The following is a 16,751-nucleotide window of genomic DNA, read 5'->3' on the forward strand; positions in this document are numbered from 1 at the left end:
ATTAAAACATAGAAAAATTAGCCTCATACCGAGGCTGGGGCAAAAAACATCCAGATACCCAGGAAAGGTGCAGATCATGTCTTACCAGAGTTCAATTCATTTTGACCCGACGGCCTTATTAATCATAAAAAAAGAAGTCGACAATTCCGTTCAGCTGGTCGAGTCTGCGGTCAGCAGTCTGGTTGAAGACCAGCGCCTGCCTTTTGATATTGATGATGCTCTGACACAGCTGGAACAATGCGCACATGTGCTGATCCTGATTGATATGCCACACCTTGCACGGATTACTGAATATTGTGCGATATTGATGCGTAAAATCATGCAGCAACCCCAACAGATCAAAACATCAGACGTGATCACCTTAAGTGAGGGGACCACCATGCTGAAACGCTATATTGAATTCAGCTGTCTACGTGAAGTCAGGGTTCCCCAGTTTTTACTGGATACCCTGAACCGTCTTGAAATTCATCTGGGTAAGGCACTGACACCAGAAGGACAAGCTATTCTCCCCTTACTGGACCATAATCTGGACCATAATCAGCCAACCTTTGAACTGCCCCGGCCTGCTGAGCAGGAAAAGTCTATTTATGTGCATAAACTCTATAAATTAAGCCTGCGTAAACTACTCGGACAACGTGAAACCGAACTTGATCTGCAGGGTATCCGACTGACCGGTGCTTATCTTGCCAGTCTGTCCCTCCACACCGCCTCTGCCCAGTACTGGAATCTGGTTCATGTGGCATTCAGTCATATTGATCAGCTCATTCTGAATGAAGCTCGCTTAAGAAGTCTGATTGACATTGAAAGTAATATGGCGCGGTTTTTAGAGGCACCGGAACGGTTTCAGGCCTCCCCGACAACGCTGGCCAATATACTCAGTTTATGCATCAGCCAGGAAGATGAGACCGCCGGGCACATCCGCCACCAGCTGAACATTTCCGATGAGCAGCTGACAGATACTCAGCTACAGGTCCTCAGCCGTCATTTATATGGTCCCGACTACCATACCATCCACAGTATCAGTCAACTGATTACCGAAGAAATGACCCAGATCAGAAATGACATTGAATATAACTATCAGAATATGTCCGAAGAAAAGAGCCTGGAACTGAAAAACAAACTTGCCGGCCTGGCCAATGTATTTAAAGTCCTGAATCTGAATGAAGCCTGCCAGGAGTTAAAACAGCAGTCAGAACTGCTTTCCCAGCAGAATATGCTGCGCAATGAAAACTATGCTCAGCAACTGATGAACAGTATTCTTTCGGCCATGAATTCCATTGGTATTCTGGAGAGACACCACACCTCCAGTCGATTACAGATTCCTGTCAATAATATCAACATCTCACTTGACCGGCTGGACGAAGCCCATCAGGTATTACTGAATGAATCCAGTGCCCTGATTGAACTGAGCAGCCAGGCCCTGATCCAGTTCATTCAGCATGATGAAACCACCAGTCTTGAGACCATTCCGCTGCAACTGAAAGAAATCAGCGGTGCCATGCTATTCCTTGGACAGAAGGATGCCCAGCAGGCATTTATCCTGAGTGCTGAATTTTTACAGCATTTACTTCAGCGGCAATTAAACCCGGATACAGCACAGATCAATATCATGCTGGACGTACTGGCCAGTGCAGACATGATGATTAACAATTTGCAAAACAAACAACCTGTGCTGCAGTCCATGTTTCATATAGCATTATCAGGTAGCCAGCAATTGCAGCCAGTCGCCTGATGTCAGAATTATCACTTGCCTATATTTTTCACAACCATCAACTGATGGTGGATGACAATCTTGAGTTGCCCAGGGTTGAACAATTGGCCGACGATCTCAGTTTTAGCTGTGACGAACAAGTAATTGCCCGGGACCTGCATGTGCAGGAAGCCATTCCCGAAGGTTATCAGCTGGTTCCAATCCGGCAGCTGATTTCCCAGTGGAGTAAGCCACAGTTTGAAAAAGCGAGTCGCGCCTTACAGCTGCTCGAGTGGCGCAGGAATCATGGATTCTGCAGTCACTGTGGACATGCAACCGAAGTCCACCCAACTGAATATGCCATGGTCTGCCCGGCATGCAACTATCATCAGTATCCCCGGGTCCAGCCCTGCGTCATTACCGTAATCACCCGGGGAGAGGATGAAATCCTGCTCGCAAAAAATGCCAGTAACAGCAGTAATATTTACGGGTTAATTGCCGGATTTGTTGAAGTCGGTGAAACCCTGGAAGAAGCCGTTCAGCGCGAAACGCTGGAAGAGGTCGGTTTAAACATTAAAAACATTCAGTATCTGGCCAGTCAGCCCTGGCCCTTTCCCAGCAATTTAATGATTGCCTTCCGGGCCGAATATGAATCCGGTGATCTGGTTCTTCAGGAACAGGAAATCAGCGATGCGCAATTTTTTAAATTTGATCAGTTACCTGAGATCCCTTTCAGTGGCAGTATTGCACATGCCATGATTCAGCATGTCATTCACAATCGGGCAATATCTGAATAAAGCGTCCGGCTTTCCGGACTCAGATGAATTCAATGAACTTTTAAAGTCCGGTCCAGAATTTCGATCATGGCCGACCGGGTACTGAAAAAACGGCTGAACAGACTGGATAGGCTGCCCATAATGGAAACATGTCCTGTTCCGGGAATCACCCTGATTTCACAATGATTATCCAGTTCCACCAGTTTCTGTTGCAGATCCAGTGCATTACTGTCCTTTACAATCCTGTCCTTTTCCGCCAGGAACAGATAATGCTGAATATGATTTTTTTCAACAAAATAACAAGGCATGACCTGCTGATACGGCACATCCGGGTCAAATGCATGTTCTGCCAGCGGATCACCTTTATAATCAAAGTGATATGGCCCTGCGATACCAATCATGGTCCTGATGTTTTGCCTGACGTTCAGCTCAAGTTTCCGGGGATGATAAAGCAATGAAGCAATATTGAATGCGCCGGCAGAATGACCAATCAGGGCAATGCGTTCCGTGGAAATACCGAGTCTGCCCTGCTGCTGATCAAGAAAATTCAGCGCTGCGGCCACATCATCCACATAACCCGGAAATCTATGTTCAGGGGCCAGATGATAATTGATGACAGCCACATCATAGCCATAGCGGGTAAAGGCTTCACCTGCAAATCTGTAGCCGCGCTTATCACCATGCTGCCAGGAACCGCCATGTACAAAGACAATCAGCGGCTTCGTCCCGGTCTGACTGGAAAGATACAGGTCCAGGCGCTGTCTGGCCTTTAAACCATAGGCAATATTCTGACGCACGGTATAGCCCCGCCTGGGCGTCAGCCGATTGATGGCCAGGCTGCCCAGATCGTGCAGCTGAAATTCCCGATAAAACGTGCTGAGCTCACTGTATTTTTTCAGCAACCTGTTTTGCAGATGACTGAACTTACTGCTGAACACTATTGCCCGATCCAGTTGTGGCATCCGGGTCAATCGCAACCGGTGTCTGTACATCAGCCTGAGTGCCGGATGAGACCACCGGAGATGCAAATGATGAGGTCTGGGCTGCCCCCGGCTGTTCTGTATTATCAATCAGGGTCACAATTTTTGTGACATTACCCACTTTTTGCAGCACGCTGTTCAGATCTGCAATTTCAGCATTGTTCAGACGCCCCATGACATACAATATGCCATCTTCGGTATGCACCATGACTTTATTGTCTGAAATCACGGTTGCCTTCATAATCAGCCCCCGGGTATTGGCAGTGACTGCGGCGTCCTGCATGATGGTGGAGTAACTGATCTGATTGCCGACCGTAATATAGTTATGTACAGCCTTGACATCACTCATCGCCCGTACATTATCTTCCGCCAGTTGCTTCAGATGCGCATCAGGGACCTGCCCGGTCAGCAGGACATTACTGTGAAAACTGTTGATATTAATCCGCGACTGCTTAAAACGAGCATCCAGTTTATACAGATTGATTTTTGCAGTCCGCTGAATGGAGGAGTCGATAAATACCTGACCCAGTGATCTGACACCACTTTCCGTACCAACAGGCTGACTGCCTGTTCCGCCAGAAATAAAACTCGCACAGCCAGATAAACTTGCCACACAAAGCATCGTCAATACAATACGGTTAAACACTGAGCAAGACTCCTCATTGAATTCAATATTTCTATATTTTTTAAACGACTGCGCTTCAATCAGCCATTCACAGATTAAACAACTCCGCATCCAGAGTAAACGCATTTTCAATCCATTGCTGATCATACGGGTATTTGGAAAAGTCATGCTGTACATTTTTTGCAAATTCCCGATGAAAATCAAAACAAATAATATCAAAACGATAATATAAGTCATGAAAATCAGGATTTTTCTCCACAAAGCTCAGGGCGGTCCTGATAATTTTACGTTGTTTCGCTGCGGTGATCGTTTCAATGGCAGAGCCATGCCGGGTGGCCGAGCGGGCTTTGACCTCGGTAAAAATCAATTCGCTGTTCTGATGGTCACAGGCAATAATATCAATCTCCCCGTAATGGCTGTGAAAGTTCTGATCAATCACCGTAAATCCGGCCTGTTGCAACAGCTGCGCTGCCTGCTGCTCGGCCCATTGTCCCATCCGTGACGGTCTGACCATCTGTAAAACCGTCCGTCTATAAAGTCACCAGGCCCTTGCCGGTATTTTCAAAACATTGCGGTGTCCGCTGTACCCGATGATCCTGCACAAAAATCTGCCCGGTCCGCCCACTGAAACTCAGATTCCGCACTCGTGGCTCAAGCACAAACTGTGCGGCAATATGCCAGGCATCCCCACCGAAAGCCAGTAAGCGCTGATACGGCATGGAAACCGGATTTTTCTGATAGGCCCCGATCACATCCTGCCATCTGGCTTCATACAGCGCCGGAACATCACAGAACTTAAGTCCCCGGGGAAGCGGTTTACGATCTTCAACAGCGCTGGCAGATGTATAGATTTGCTGTCTGGGTAATTTTTTAATCTGATTCATCCACTGATTGGTTCCCAGTATCAGCAAACCCTGATGTTTATCCAGTTTTGCAGGAATCGAATCCACCATTTCAACCTGATCCGCATATTTACCATGCAATGCATTCAGAAAAGTCAGTGATTCTGCCTCTGCCCCGGCCTGCCTTAAAATGGACACCCGGGAAATCCAGTCTTTTTCCAGTACACCGATCAGCGCAGAGGCATCTGCGTCCTTGGATAGACTGTATTGCCACACATTTTTATGCTGCAGGGGAACTTCATTCAGCGCCAGTACCGGCACTCCGGGCTTTTGTCTGATCAGGGCCTCGACATTGCTTCTTGCCAGCGGACCAATGACCATCCGGGTCTTTTTATTCACCCCGGTTTTCAGGATATCCGGTATGGTTTGCTGGTCAGAATTCATGAATTTCAGGGGAATATTGCCCCCGGAAGACTGATAAGCACTCAGAATACCCTGTTTAATGCTGATACCTGCCCGTGCCATTGGACCTGATTCAGGTAGAATGATCAGAATCTCTGCCTGAGCAGCGCTCATGATGCCCAATAATCCCAAACCCAGCAATATGCTGTTATTATTCAACTTCTGTATCATGGAGAAACCTTAATGAGTGCTCAATTATTTGTTGTCGCAACCCCGATTGGGCACCTGGATGATATGACTTTACGTTCTATTGAAATTTTAAAGTCTGTGGCTGTTATTGCGGCAGAAGACACCCGTCAGTCTGCCCAGCTGTTAAAATACTATAACATAGCCACACCTCTGACGGCGTGTCATGATCATAATGAAAGTAACAAAATTAATATTCTGCTGGAACGTTTAAAAAACGGAGAAGATATTGCCCTGATCAGCGATGCCGGCACGCCACTGATCAGCGACCCGGGTTTTAAACTGGTCCGTGCCGCCCAGGAGCAGGGTATTCGGGTCATTCCTATTCCCGGGGCCTGTGCAGCCATTGCAGCACTCAGCACAGTGGGACTGCCCAGTGACCGTTTCAGTTTTGAAGGCTTTCTGGCCTCCCGATCATCTCAGCGCATCAATCAGTTGCAGAAGCTGAAACATGAAACCCGCAGCATGATTTTTTATGAAGCACCGCACCGTATCCTGGAATCCGTCAGGGACATGGCGGAAGTTTTCGGCCAGGACCGACCGGTTGGTTTTGCCCGTGAAATTACAAAGACCTTTGAAACCATTAAAAAAATGACTCTTGCAGACCTGGTGGCATTTATTGAACAGGACCACCATCAGCAAAAGGGGGAAATTGTCGTGGTAGTTGGTGGTGCGACCGAACAGCAAGACCCGGGGCAGGAGCAGCTGGATCAGTTATTACTGCGCCTGTTACAGGATCTTTCGGTTAAAGCTGCCGCCCAGCTGGCTGCCGACCTGACCGGCATCAAGAAAAAAGTCGCCTATCAGCGGGCGCTGGAACTGACCGGAAAAGACTGAGCTCATCACACAGCCATAGCACTTTTCTGACATACATTGAATTACTGCGCCCCTGTATCCTGGTCACTCTTCCGGTTGCTCCCGACCATCACAAAAAAAGCATCACCCGCGTGATGCTTTTTTTCACAGATCATCTGCAGATTCGTCCGGCGGCACTTCGGTAATTTTACCACCACGTGCAAGAAATTCAGCAACTTCATCTTCCAGCGCCTGACGCTGCTTATTCTTGGCTGTAACGGTTAAAGTTTCAGCTTCAGCCAGATCAGCATCTGACACGGTTGAATCTGCATCTGTCGCGCCCTTTTCGGCGGCTTTTGCTTCATCATCATCTACAGAAGTATCTTCAGCATCATCGTAGTCGTTTTTTGCATCTGTCATTTTCAACTCCCCTGAACGACTTTTACTTACCCTTGAAACTCACTTTAGGTTTTAGGAGAAATGTACCAAGCTCTTTTGCTTTCGCCTAGAGTCAGACAACAAAAATTTGTATTTTTTTTAACCGGATTAATCATAATATTGAAATGATGATCAAAATCTGGCTCTTTCTGACTTAAAGCGCATAACGTGTAGATTGCAAAGCGTTTAAACCATTCGCCTGCTGCATAAAAGCATCCTTGAGCACAGACTGATTTTCCACCAGTTTTAAAGCAGTATTTCTTGCCCAGACCCACGGGAAAAAATCACTGCGCTCCACCCAGCCAATGGCAGACATGGCATGCATCATCGCCTCATTCTGGCTTTTACGGGAATGTTCATAACGTTTCAGGCTCTGTTCATGTGCCCATACCCCGCGTTTGCGGTCATGCAACAGCACATCACAGAGAACCGCCGCATCCAGACAGCCAATATTGACCCCTTGCCCCGCCAATGGATGAATGACGTGTGCCGCATCACCGATCAATGCCAGTCCATCCTGTACATATTGTTTTGCAGCCCTGGCCTTTAGCGGAAATTTAGCCCGTGATGTCGCCGCCAGTACTTCACCCAGCATATGCTGGCTTTCGCGGGTCAGCAGCTGGGTAAAGGCCTGATCATCCAGCGCGGCATATTCATCGGCATAATCATCCGGCAATGTCCAGACAATGGAAATCCAGTGTTTATTTTCTTCCGGTCTGAGACTGGCCATCGGTAGAAACGCCAGTGGACCGGTATCCAGGAACAGCTGCCGGGCCACATGGTGGTGTGGCTGTACTGTCTTTATGGCACAGGTCAGACCGGCCTGCTGATAGTCCAGTACATCCAGATCAATAAACGCCTGTTCCCGGACAAAGGAGTTTGCTCCATCCGCGCCAATCAGCAATCGGGTTTTCAGCTCAGTACCGTCTGCAAGCTGGATGATCCAGCAATCGACACCCCGTTCAACCCGGACCACCTGAACCTGAGTCCGATAATCATGAACCTGCGCCAGCATTTCCTGCTGAACGGCCAGATTCAGTAAACTGGGTTCAACCATTGCCCCCAGCCATTGTTCTGCAGACGGTATGTGTTCAGAGGCATGACCAAAATTAATTTCGCCATAGCCATTTTTATTCCAGACCTGCATGCCGGTATAAGGCATCAATCGGGCAATCTGCTCCCACACATTCACAGTTTTCAGCAGGTGTATGCTCGCCTGGCTCAGCGCCAGTACCCTTGGGTTGGCAACAGCAAGCACCCTGTTCTGATCCAGAATGGGCGCCGCATCAAGCACGGTGGCCTGTACGCCACCCTGTGCCAGCAGCAATGCAGTCAAACCACCGACCAGTCCCCCTCCGACAATCACCACATCCCGCATTTCACTCATGCCTTTAACCCCATTGCATAACTGGCGACCAGCGGTTTAATTCCGGGAATCACATCAAAAGCCACCAATCCGGTATTACGCAACAGTTTCAGTAATGGGTTCGGATGGCTGAAACCACGCACCACCGAATCACAAAACCGAATCACACGCTGCTGATCAATCAGCCGGGCCTGTTCATAAGCCAGCAGCATCTGAGGCTCGCCAATATCATCTGACTTTACCAGCTGCCCGGTTATAAAACGCACCAGCACGTCTGCATCCCGCAGACACAGGTTAAAACCCTGACCCGCAACCGGGTGAATGGTGTGCGCAGCATTGCCCATCAGAATCACACGTCCCACCGCCTGTTTCTCTGCCAGCACCTGAGACAATGGAAAACTGAATCGCTGTCCGGTTTTCAGAAACTTCCCGGCCCGGTCACCATAAGTCTGCTGCAGGGCATCCAGGAAATGCTGATCATTTTCCGCACCCAGCCATTCATGCTCGGTGCCTTTTTTGACCGGCCACACTACAGAGCGGCGAAACTCACCCGGCAATGGCAACAACGCCAGTGGCCCCCGTGGACTGAAACGCTCAAAACCCACCTGATGATGCGGTTTTGACGTCTGGACTGCGGTTACAATGGCAACCTGATCATAATCATGCACGTCGACACCAACACCCAGCGCCTGACGACAGAATGAATCACGGCCATCCGCTGCGATCAGCAATCTGGAGGTCAGCGGCGGAATCGGCTCACCATTCCGGGTTGCTTCGACATAGACCTGATCTGCATCCTGTTTCAGGGAAGTCACGCGGACGCCATCAATCAGCTCGATCAAAGGCTGCTGCTGGACCTGAGCCAACAGAACCCGTCCAAGCCAGGCATTTTCAATCACCTGCCCAAAACTCTCGACTTTTTCCTGTGCTGCCATCAGTCGGGCCTTACCAAAACTACCCTGTTCAGTGATATGTACTTCAAGGATGGGCGTAGCATGCTGTTGCAGGGCATCCCATAAACCCAGCTGCTGATAAATCTGTACACTGCGACGTGAAAGTGCGGTATTGCGGGCGTCAAAACCTGAATGATAAGCGGCAGGTCCGACCTGATCATCATTCGGATATTTCACAGCTTCAAGTAACTTCACCGCAATATTGGCTTTTGCCAGCATCAGTGACAGACTCAGTCCAACCATTCCCCCACCGACCATGATCACTTGCTGCTGCATCACAATAATTCCTCTGACGTTTAAGCCTGTAAAGCCTGTCTGTTATTTCTGCACGATTGAATAATGTTGAAAAATACGAAATTATACAGCGACCACCTGCGCCATAAGCCGTTCAATATCAGCAACCGACTTTACAACGTTCCTGGTCAGTACCAATGGGCCATTTGCAGTCACTACGACATCATCTTCAATCCGGATCCCCATACCACGCCATTTTACATCCACGGTTTCGTCATCCGGGGCAATATACAGTCCCGGCTCCACGGTCACCACCATGCCCTCTGCATAGCTGCGCCATTCACCATTGATTTTATAGCTGCCGACATCATGCACATCCATGCCCAGCCAGTGTCCGGTGCCATGCATGTAGAACTGACGATAGGCTTCGCTTTCAATCAGCTGGTCGACATCGCCCTGCATGAGACCCAACCTGAGCAATCCCTCAACCAGAATACGTATCGCAAGCTGATGTGGTTCCCGACTGGAATTGCCCACACGCACAGCATCAATTGCTGCCAGCTGTGCAGCCAGTACAACCTCATAAAGGGCCTGTTGCTCCGGGCTGAATTTACCATTGACCGGAAAGGTCCGGGTAATATCGGATGCATAGCATTCATATTCACATGCTGCATCAATCAGCACCAGATCACCGTCTTTCAGGGGCTGATTATTTTCCACATAATGCAGAATGCAGGCATTGGCACCGCCACCGACAATACTGTTATACGCCGGTACACAACCCTGCTGACCGAACACATAATTCAGTTCAGCTTCCAGCGCATATTCCATCATACCTGGTCGGACACGCTGCATGGCACGGCTATGTGCCTGAGCGCTGATATCGGCTGCAAGCTGCATCAGCTCAATTTCCCGGGCAGATTTATAAAGCCGCATGTCATCGAGTATCCGGTCAAGCTGCACCATTTCAGCAGGTGCACCATTGCCCTGGCGCTGCTCACCGGCCTGTCTGATCCAGCCACTGACCCGTGCATCAAAATCAGCACGCTGCCCCATTCGATAATAAAGCCTTTGCTTATCTGTTATTTTCTGGATGATTTGCTTATCCAACTGTTCAATAGCATAGGCTTCATCGGCTTCATAATCATTCAGCGCGCCATCAATTCCAGCGCGATACCCATTCCAGATTTCCAGTTCGCGGTTACGCTCCCTACAGAATAGACTATAGCTGTAGTCATTGCCTGTTTCTCCTGTTTCCAGTATGGCAACAGCCTCAGGTTCGGGAAATCCGGTCAGATAGAAAAAGCTACTGTCTGCCCGGAATTTATAATCAGCATCGTGATTACGCATTGCAACCGGACTGGTGGCAATAATTGCAATACTGTGCGGACCCATTTGCTCTGCCAGGCGGTCACGGCGTTCCTGAAAATCTGCTTGAGTCAGTTTCATTCTTTATCAGCTTGTGTCTCAGACCTTAAGAATATAAGTCATCTTAGCGTAAAACATTCAGTTAAAATGCAGCAATGCCACCGAGTGGAGAACATTTGCACACCAAAACCAGCCGTTTGATGCAGCTGTTCAATGCAGTTACACAATCAACTTCAGCTCGGTCGGTGTGGTGTAAACATTTCAACAATATTGCCGGCATTTTCTGAATTTTCAGTTTTTTGCTGCAACTTACTGTGAAAATTCTGCAGCAATGAACTTTCAGCCACTGGAATTTTCTGACGACCGGTGGACAGTGACACCGGAATCAGGCGAACAAATTCGTACAGTTCCTGATAGCTGATCTCACCTTCTTCGTCATCATCGGATGCATCAAATTCCACCGCAGCCACATCCTGCAAATGTTCAATCAGTTCCTGCTCATCGCTGCGGATATGACCGGATGCCAGACCAAAACCCAGCACCACACCGGCACACCAGTCTGCCAGTGCCTGGACCCGTTCAGACAACAGATGGCTGTCATCCGGCAGCATCGGCAGATAATCGAGCTCATCTTCACGCAATGCATGCGATACATCGTCAGCCTCTTCTTCAAGCAGAGCCATCGCTTCATCGTTCATTGCCGGGACATACAGCGTTGATAAGATTTGTAACCATTCATCACGACCCGGCGCCTGGGTAACACAAACAATACCCGTCAACAGGCCATGTAACTCACTGGGGCTTGAAATTTCTTCAATACCCCTGAAATTACGTTCCCATTCTGCCCAACCTGAAATATCATCTTGCATTCGCTTATCCAATCTCTATACTTCTGTATATATTACCTTTGATTGCAGATCTGTGCGACTACGTTATGTTAGAACAATTACAGCGTCTACAGACGCATATCGGTGTCTTAAAAACACGCCTTGAAAAAACAGAGAAAGAGCATGCCTCGCTGTTAACCGACAAAGTCAGCAGTGAAGAACAGTTACATGCTCAGATTATGCAAAAGAACGGCATAATCACGCAGAAACAGGATGAAATTGAAAGCCTGACTGAACAGCTTTCCCAGTTACAGAACCAGTTTCAGCACTTAAATGGCGATGCAACCGCACTTGCTGAGCGTTACGGCCGACTGGAAAAAAGCTGTACCGATTTAAAAAACCGCTTTCAGGAAATTCTGACTGAGCGTAATGAGTTGCGTGTGGTAAAAGAAAAAATGCTGAATGAACAGCGGCATGCGCAGCAGGAAATTCAGGACTTACAGTCTGAACGTGAACGGTTGATCCAGAAAAATGATCACGCCCGCGCAAAAGTTGAAGCGATTATCCAGCGCCTTGCCATTTTAGGTACCGAACAGGACCAGCATGCCCAGGAGATTCAGCAGCTTGCTCATCCATCTGAAACATCTGACAGCAGTGAGGAAACATCATCATGAGTGAGAACGTCACGGTTGAGCTACGTTTAATTGAACAGGTTTTCCGACTGGCCACCACCGAAGACAAAAAAGCCGAGCTGGAACGTGCAGGTCTGCTGCTCAATGAGAAATTTCAGGAATTCCGCCGTAAAGCGCCCAATGTAGAGCACAATAAACTGATGATCATGGTGGCACTGGAACTGATGCAGGAAGTGCTGACCCTGAACAAATCATTACAGGAATATGCGCATTGTGAACGCTTGCTCAGCAACATCATGGAAGATGTTGAAAAAGTAATATAAACCGCCTTTTTTCTGTGCAAATGATTCATTGCCCTGCCCGGATGCAGGGCAAATTCACAGAATTAGTGATTTACCAGCCCGTATCAGACAGGTTATACTGAACACCTCTCTGGGATGTTTGCCAGCGGGTCCGATTCCCCTGAGCCGATATCAACACTTTTGGATTGTGTTCTGCATATTTAGAGCGTATGCCTGCCCTGAGCAGGAAACCCGGGAAGTATGCGTCGCGTCCACCTTGAACTTTAAGGGTTCAAGGGTAACGACATGCAGCGGCATCTTCGGAGTGATTTATTTAATATTAAAACAGCCACTTAAAGTAAAATATCAGCCCCACATATCAAACTCAAAAATATTAAAAAAGCAGGCACATGGCAGGCGTTGCAAATATTGCGCTATATTGCTTCACAAAGTCTAAATAATGCCTGAATGCCACAGACTCAAAATTCACTAGGATATTAATGAATTGATTTCTCCTGATGTTCTGAAAAATAAATACACGCGAAAAGATAAGATCCATCTCTCTCATTCAAACAAATCTTTAAGCAAATAAAGGAAAGCTACCTCTAATGGCTGCTTAACCCCTATTTTTAACTTCAGTTATTTATGGGAGGATTACCATGATTCCAATGAAAAATTCAGCCTGACTTACTATGATCTCAGTCTCTATGATCCAGGACACCAGCATGTTCCACTGCCCTGAAAGCATTATTCAGCAAAGCGCCAGCAGGCCCTCAAGGAAGCGATCATTCTCATGACGGTGACCGACCGACATCCGCAGAAACGGCTCATAACCCCGCTCCCGCCATCCCTTGACCATGACACCCGTGGCATTCAGCTGATGCGCAATGTCCACCGCATTTTTTTCAGTATTCAGAAACAGGAAATTGGTATATGACGGCGCAACAAAAAAACCATGCTCATTTAAAACAGTCGATACATACTGGCGTTCAGTCTCTGCATGCAGCACACTTCGATGCAAATGTGCATGATCGTCCAGCACCAGCTGGGCCGCTTCCTGCGCCAGGCAGTTAATATTATAGGGCGTCCGCACCTGATGGAGCGCCCTGATAAGCTGATGATCAGACGCAATGCCATAACCGACTCTTAACCCGGCCAGGCCATAGGCTTTGGAAAATGTTCTCAGCACAATCCAGGGACGCTTCTGCTCTCTCAGCAATTCCAGCGCATCGGGATAATCCGCGTCATGAATGGCATATTCATAATACGCCTCATCAATGACAAGCAGCGTATCCTGCGCAGCAGCTGCAATGATCTGTGCCAGCTGGGCATGATTAAAAATATTACCGACTGGATTGGAAGGATTACTGATCAACAGCATTTTTACCGGCTGTTGCAGTGCCTGCAGCCAGCCAGCCAGGTCCACCTGAAATACAGAATCATAGGTAATTTTCTGGACCTGAGCGCCCATCATCAATGGGAAAATCTCATGCAGGCCAAAACAGGGCGACTGAGTAAGTACCCGATCATTTCTGTTTAAAAAAGCCAGACACAACAGCTCGAGAATATTCTCAGAGCCGTTCCCGATGATCACCTGATCTGCCTGTACCCTGAAACGTTCTGCCAGTTGCTGACATAAACCGCGGGAAGCCGGATCCGGATAACAACCAACCAGGTCCATTTTCTGTGACAATAAGCCCGCCACTTTCGGTGAAATCCCCAGGGGATTTTCATTACAGGACAGCCGTGCCACCGAAGTCAGCTGATACTGCGCCTGAATCATATGCTGATCCGCACCTGCATCATAGACCGGCAAATGCAGCATTTCCGGTCTGAGCAACTGCTGTGTCAGGTCATTGTCTGCTTTTAACATATCATGATCTCCCGGAATATTTCAGTGATTGACCACACTGGACCCATTTGCTGCAGACAGGGTTTTCAGACGCCGATGAAATGAATACAACAGCAGACCACCCGTAAAGGCCAGTCCAGCCATTAAACCGAACCATATGCCATACACCCCGAAAGCCAGTACTTTACCCAGCAGCCAGGCAGCAGGCAGCCCCACCAGCCAATAACCGATAATGGACAATTTAAATGGACTGACCGTATCGCCAATACCACGCAATATGCCATTGCCGATATTCTGAGTGGCATCAAACACCTGCAGTAATGCAGCAATGGCCAGACCGCTGACCATCAGGCTCATCATGGATTGCTGTGATGAAGCATCCGCAGAAATAAATAAACTGATGATATGTTCCGGAATGGTCAGATATGGAATGGCCATCACCAGCATGCTGATACAGCCAATCATCACCCCCAGATAGCCGAGTCGTCTGGCCCGTCGGTAATCCTGAATACTGTATGCCTCACTGATTAAAATAGAGGCTGAATGGGAAATCCCGGCTGAGATCATAAAGACGATGTAGACAATCTGGTTAATGATGGTCTGCGCGGCCAGTGCATTCACGCCCAGTGTACCAATCAGCAGAGTCAGCACACTGAAAAAACCGGCTTCTGACGCATAGGTTCCAGCAATTGGCAGCCCCAGTTTCCATACCGATGCAATCGCTGTCTTATCCAGTTTTAATTCACTCAGCTTAAAATAGGCAGATAACTTATGGTTCAGCAGCACTACGGCAAAAAACATAAAAAATGACAGGAAAAATACAATGGCAGTGGTCAGGGCAATCCCGGTCAGCCCCAGTGCAGGCAGGCCCAGCTTTCCAAACACCAATACATAGTTCAGTGCCAGCGTCAGTCCAATGGAAATCAGTGTGATCGCCAGCAAGGGGCCGGGATACTTCAGCCCCACCGTAAAGTGTCTTAAGGTCTGAAACCACAGGCAGGGTAAAAAGCCAGGTGCAATAATCATTAAGAAATGCACAGTCAGGGCAGCCACCTCAGGATCCTGTCCAATCCAGATCAAAGGCTGTTCCAGCAGCGCAATCAGCACAATAAACACTACCCCGGCTACCGTTGCCCAGAAGAACCCACTGACCAGTAATGCCTGAATGGCCGCCTGATCCTTACGGGCATTGGCTTCTGCCACCAGATTACTGACACTGGTCACCAGACCTGTTCCCGTGGTCCGTAATTGATTAAACAAGGCAATCGCCAATCCGCCGGCAGCAATTTGCTTCACTCCCAGCGCACCCATGAACAGAATATCGATGGTGGTCAATGCCACATGGGCAAAGTTGGTTAATATCAACGGCAACGCCAGCCAGATAATGGCCTGAGCATCGGGCCGCCATGCCACTGATAAAGAAGATGACTTGTGATGACTTACCATAATTGTACTCTCTGTCCCAGATCTGACTGTAAGACAGCCTGATCAGCCAGATAGCGCCCCAGTGCAATATCCGTCACCACCATGCCGCTGTTATAGGCAAACACAATGTCCTGTTCATGATTTCTGGCCTGTTTCTGTCCGGTCAGAATATCAGGCAATTCCGCATGTACCGGTGGCATGACACCATCCGCAGCCAGTAAATCATGACAAGTGACTTTCATTTGTTCGATATCCGTAGTAATCAGGCAATCTGCCTGCTGAAATACATCTGCATCAATGCCATAACCCACCAGAATAGCCACTGATCCCGGTTTCATCCATTGATGACGCACCTGCTCCCGGGCTGAAGCACCGGCCACACCAATAATAATATCGGCCTGACCCGCGGCCTGCTCCAGTGACTGAACCACTTCAATATTACGATCAGGGAAATACTGTTTCAGATTGTGCTGTGCTGCCTGAATACCGGCTTCATAGTGACCATAGATCTGTAAGGTCTGTAATTGCGGCATGGCGGCAACCAATAAGGGTAAAGCCATCTGTCCCTGCGCGCCGGTACCGACCACAAGCGCCCGTTTTGCCTCAGGACAGGCTGCCCTGGCAAACAATGCCGAACTTGCTGCTGTCCGCAGCGGACCGAGTTTGACCACATCCATCAGGGCAATTGGTCGCCCGGTCTGGTCGTCACACAAGAAAATAAAGGACAGAAAATTATAGTTATTGAATTTACGGTAAGGATCAAACTCATACACCACCTTAAAGCCAACCGTTTGGCTGATGCTGTCACGCCCGACCATGGAATAGGAAATTGATTGTTGTTCCGGTGGCTGAACAATGGTTTTCTGTGGATTATCTGAGCCCTGTCTCAGGCCGGTGAATGCAGATTGCACCACCTTCAGCACATCCTGCAGATTCAGTTGCAGGCTGTCCAGCACATGCTGCGACAAAATAACCAGTTCATTATCGTTTATCGGGTGTTGTTCTGCATCACCACGCAT

Annotated in this window: 17 protein-coding genes and 1 other RNA gene; 6 read left to right on the forward strand and 12 right to left on the reverse strand. The window is 48.4% G+C overall.

Going from position 1 to position 16,751, the window contains the following annotated elements; translation table 11 throughout:
- The first annotated feature begins 76 nt into the window (after window positions 1-76).
- Together ACT6PV_RS09875 and nudC are read left to right on the forward strand one after the other, a co-directional pair.
- Entirely contained in the window at window positions 77-1,732 is a 1,656-nt protein-coding gene (locus tag ACT6PV_RS09875) for a chemotaxis protein (protein WP_445116204.1), read from the forward strand.
- Entirely contained in the window at window positions 1,732-2,487 is a 756-nt protein-coding gene (gene nudC, locus ACT6PV_RS09880; protein ID WP_445116205.1) for an NAD(+) diphosphatase, read from the forward strand. Before ACT6PV_RS09875 ends, nudC begins: the two co-directional genes overlap by 1 nt.
- A 29-nt stretch (window positions 2,488-2,516) precedes the next feature.
- On the opposite strand, the gene ACT6PV_RS09885 is transcribed toward nudC, so the two are convergent.
- The 4 genes from ACT6PV_RS09885 to ACT6PV_RS09900 all read right to left on the reverse strand — a co-directional run bounded on the left by ACT6PV_RS09885 (window position 2,517) and on the right by ACT6PV_RS09900 (window position 5,546).
- On the reverse strand, window positions 2,517-3,380 hold the full coding sequence (locus ACT6PV_RS09885) for an alpha/beta hydrolase (RefSeq protein WP_445117088.1): 864 nt from the start codon (window positions 3,378-3,380) through the stop codon (window positions 2,517-2,519).
- Between the two features lie 10 nt (window positions 3,381-3,390).
- Window positions 3,391-4,068: a BON domain-containing protein gene (locus ACT6PV_RS09890; RefSeq protein WP_445117089.1), complete on the reverse strand. Its 678-nt coding sequence runs from the start codon at window positions 4,066-4,068 to the stop codon at window positions 3,391-3,393.
- A gap of 91 nt (window positions 4,069-4,159) precedes the next feature.
- Window positions 4,160-4,585: a YraN family protein gene (locus ACT6PV_RS09895; RefSeq protein WP_445116206.1), complete on the reverse strand. Its 426-nt coding sequence runs from the start codon at window positions 4,583-4,585 to the stop codon at window positions 4,160-4,162.
- A gap of 16 nt (window positions 4,586-4,601) precedes the next feature.
- Window positions 4,602-5,546 (reverse strand): penicillin-binding protein activator, encoded by a 945-nt coding sequence (locus ACT6PV_RS09900; RefSeq protein ID WP_445116207.1) that lies wholly within the window; start codon window positions 5,544-5,546, stop codon window positions 4,602-4,604.
- Between the two features lie 12 nt (window positions 5,547-5,558).
- Between ACT6PV_RS09900 and rsmI the strand changes: the two genes are divergently transcribed.
- The gene (gene rsmI, locus ACT6PV_RS09905) at window positions 5,559-6,398 is read left to right on the forward strand and encodes a 16S rRNA (cytidine(1402)-2'-O)-methyltransferase (protein WP_445116208.1); all 840 of its coding nucleotides are present in this window, start codon (window positions 5,559-5,561) and stop codon (window positions 6,396-6,398) included.
- A gap of 123 nt (window positions 6,399-6,521) precedes the next feature.
- On the opposite strand, the gene ACT6PV_RS09910 is transcribed toward rsmI, so the two are convergent.
- The 5 genes from ACT6PV_RS09910 to ACT6PV_RS09930 form a co-directional block, all read right to left on the reverse strand.
- Window positions 6,522-6,776, reverse strand: a complete 255-nt coding sequence (locus tag ACT6PV_RS09910; protein ID WP_445116209.1) for a hypothetical protein — start codon at window positions 6,774-6,776, stop codon at window positions 6,522-6,524.
- 172 nt (window positions 6,777-6,948) lie between these two features.
- Window positions 6,949-8,181 carry an FAD-dependent monooxygenase gene (locus ACT6PV_RS09915; protein ID WP_445116210.1) on the reverse strand — a complete coding sequence of 411 codons (1,233 nt, stop codon included), beginning with the start codon at window positions 8,179-8,181 and terminating at the stop codon, window positions 6,949-6,951.
- Complete coding sequence (locus ACT6PV_RS09920) at window positions 8,178-9,389, reverse strand: FAD-dependent monooxygenase (protein ID WP_445117090.1); 1,212 nt, start codon at window positions 9,387-9,389, stop codon at window positions 8,178-8,180. The genes ACT6PV_RS09915 and ACT6PV_RS09920 overlap by 4 nt, the downstream gene beginning before the upstream one ends.
- An 81-nt stretch (window positions 9,390-9,470) precedes the next feature.
- Entirely contained in the window at window positions 9,471-10,796 is a 1,326-nt protein-coding gene (pepP, locus tag ACT6PV_RS09925) for a Xaa-Pro aminopeptidase (protein WP_445116211.1), read from the reverse strand.
- Window positions 10,797-10,948: 152 nt separating this feature from the next.
- Window positions 10,949-11,584, reverse strand: coding sequence for a UPF0149 family protein (locus ACT6PV_RS09930; protein ID WP_445116212.1), 636 nt, complete (start codon window positions 11,582-11,584; stop codon window positions 10,949-10,951).
- A gap of 65 nt (window positions 11,585-11,649) precedes the next feature.
- On the opposite strand from ACT6PV_RS09930, the gene ACT6PV_RS09935 reads away from it, so the two are divergent.
- The 3 genes from ACT6PV_RS09935 to ssrS all read left to right on the forward strand — a co-directional run bounded on the left by ACT6PV_RS09935 (window position 11,650) and on the right by ssrS (window position 12,786).
- Complete coding sequence (locus tag ACT6PV_RS09935) at window positions 11,650-12,216, forward strand: hypothetical protein (RefSeq protein ID WP_445116213.1); 567 nt, start codon at window positions 11,650-11,652, stop codon at window positions 12,214-12,216.
- On the forward strand, window positions 12,213-12,497 hold the full coding sequence (locus ACT6PV_RS09940; RefSeq protein WP_445116214.1) for a cell division protein ZapA: 285 nt from the start codon (window positions 12,213-12,215) through the stop codon (window positions 12,495-12,497). Before ACT6PV_RS09935 ends, ACT6PV_RS09940 begins: the two co-directional genes overlap by 4 nt.
- Before the next feature lie 103 nt (window positions 12,498-12,600).
- A non-coding RNA gene (ssrS, locus tag ACT6PV_RS09945) (6S RNA) lies at window positions 12,601-12,786 on the forward strand.
- A 420-nt stretch (window positions 12,787-13,206) separates the two neighbouring features.
- Here ssrS and hisC read toward each other — a convergent pair.
- The 3 genes from hisC to ACT6PV_RS09960 are packed head-to-tail and all read right to left on the reverse strand — an operon-like array spanning window position 13,207 to window position 16,751.
- Complete coding sequence (gene hisC, locus ACT6PV_RS09950; protein ID WP_445116215.1) at window positions 13,207-14,328, reverse strand: histidinol-phosphate transaminase; 1,122 nt, start codon at window positions 14,326-14,328, stop codon at window positions 13,207-13,209.
- Between the two features lie 21 nt (window positions 14,329-14,349).
- Window positions 14,350-15,753 (reverse strand): MATE family efflux transporter, encoded by a 1,404-nt coding sequence (locus ACT6PV_RS09955; RefSeq protein ID WP_445116216.1) that lies wholly within the window; start codon window positions 15,751-15,753, stop codon window positions 14,350-14,352.
- Window positions 15,747-16,751 carry a hypothetical protein gene (locus tag ACT6PV_RS09960; RefSeq protein WP_445116217.1) on the reverse strand — a complete coding sequence of 335 codons (1,005 nt, stop codon included), beginning with the start codon at window positions 16,749-16,751 and terminating at the stop codon, window positions 15,747-15,749. Before ACT6PV_RS09960 ends, ACT6PV_RS09955 begins: the two co-directional genes overlap by 7 nt.

This window comes from Acinetobacter sp. WZC-1 (assembly GCF_052544965.1).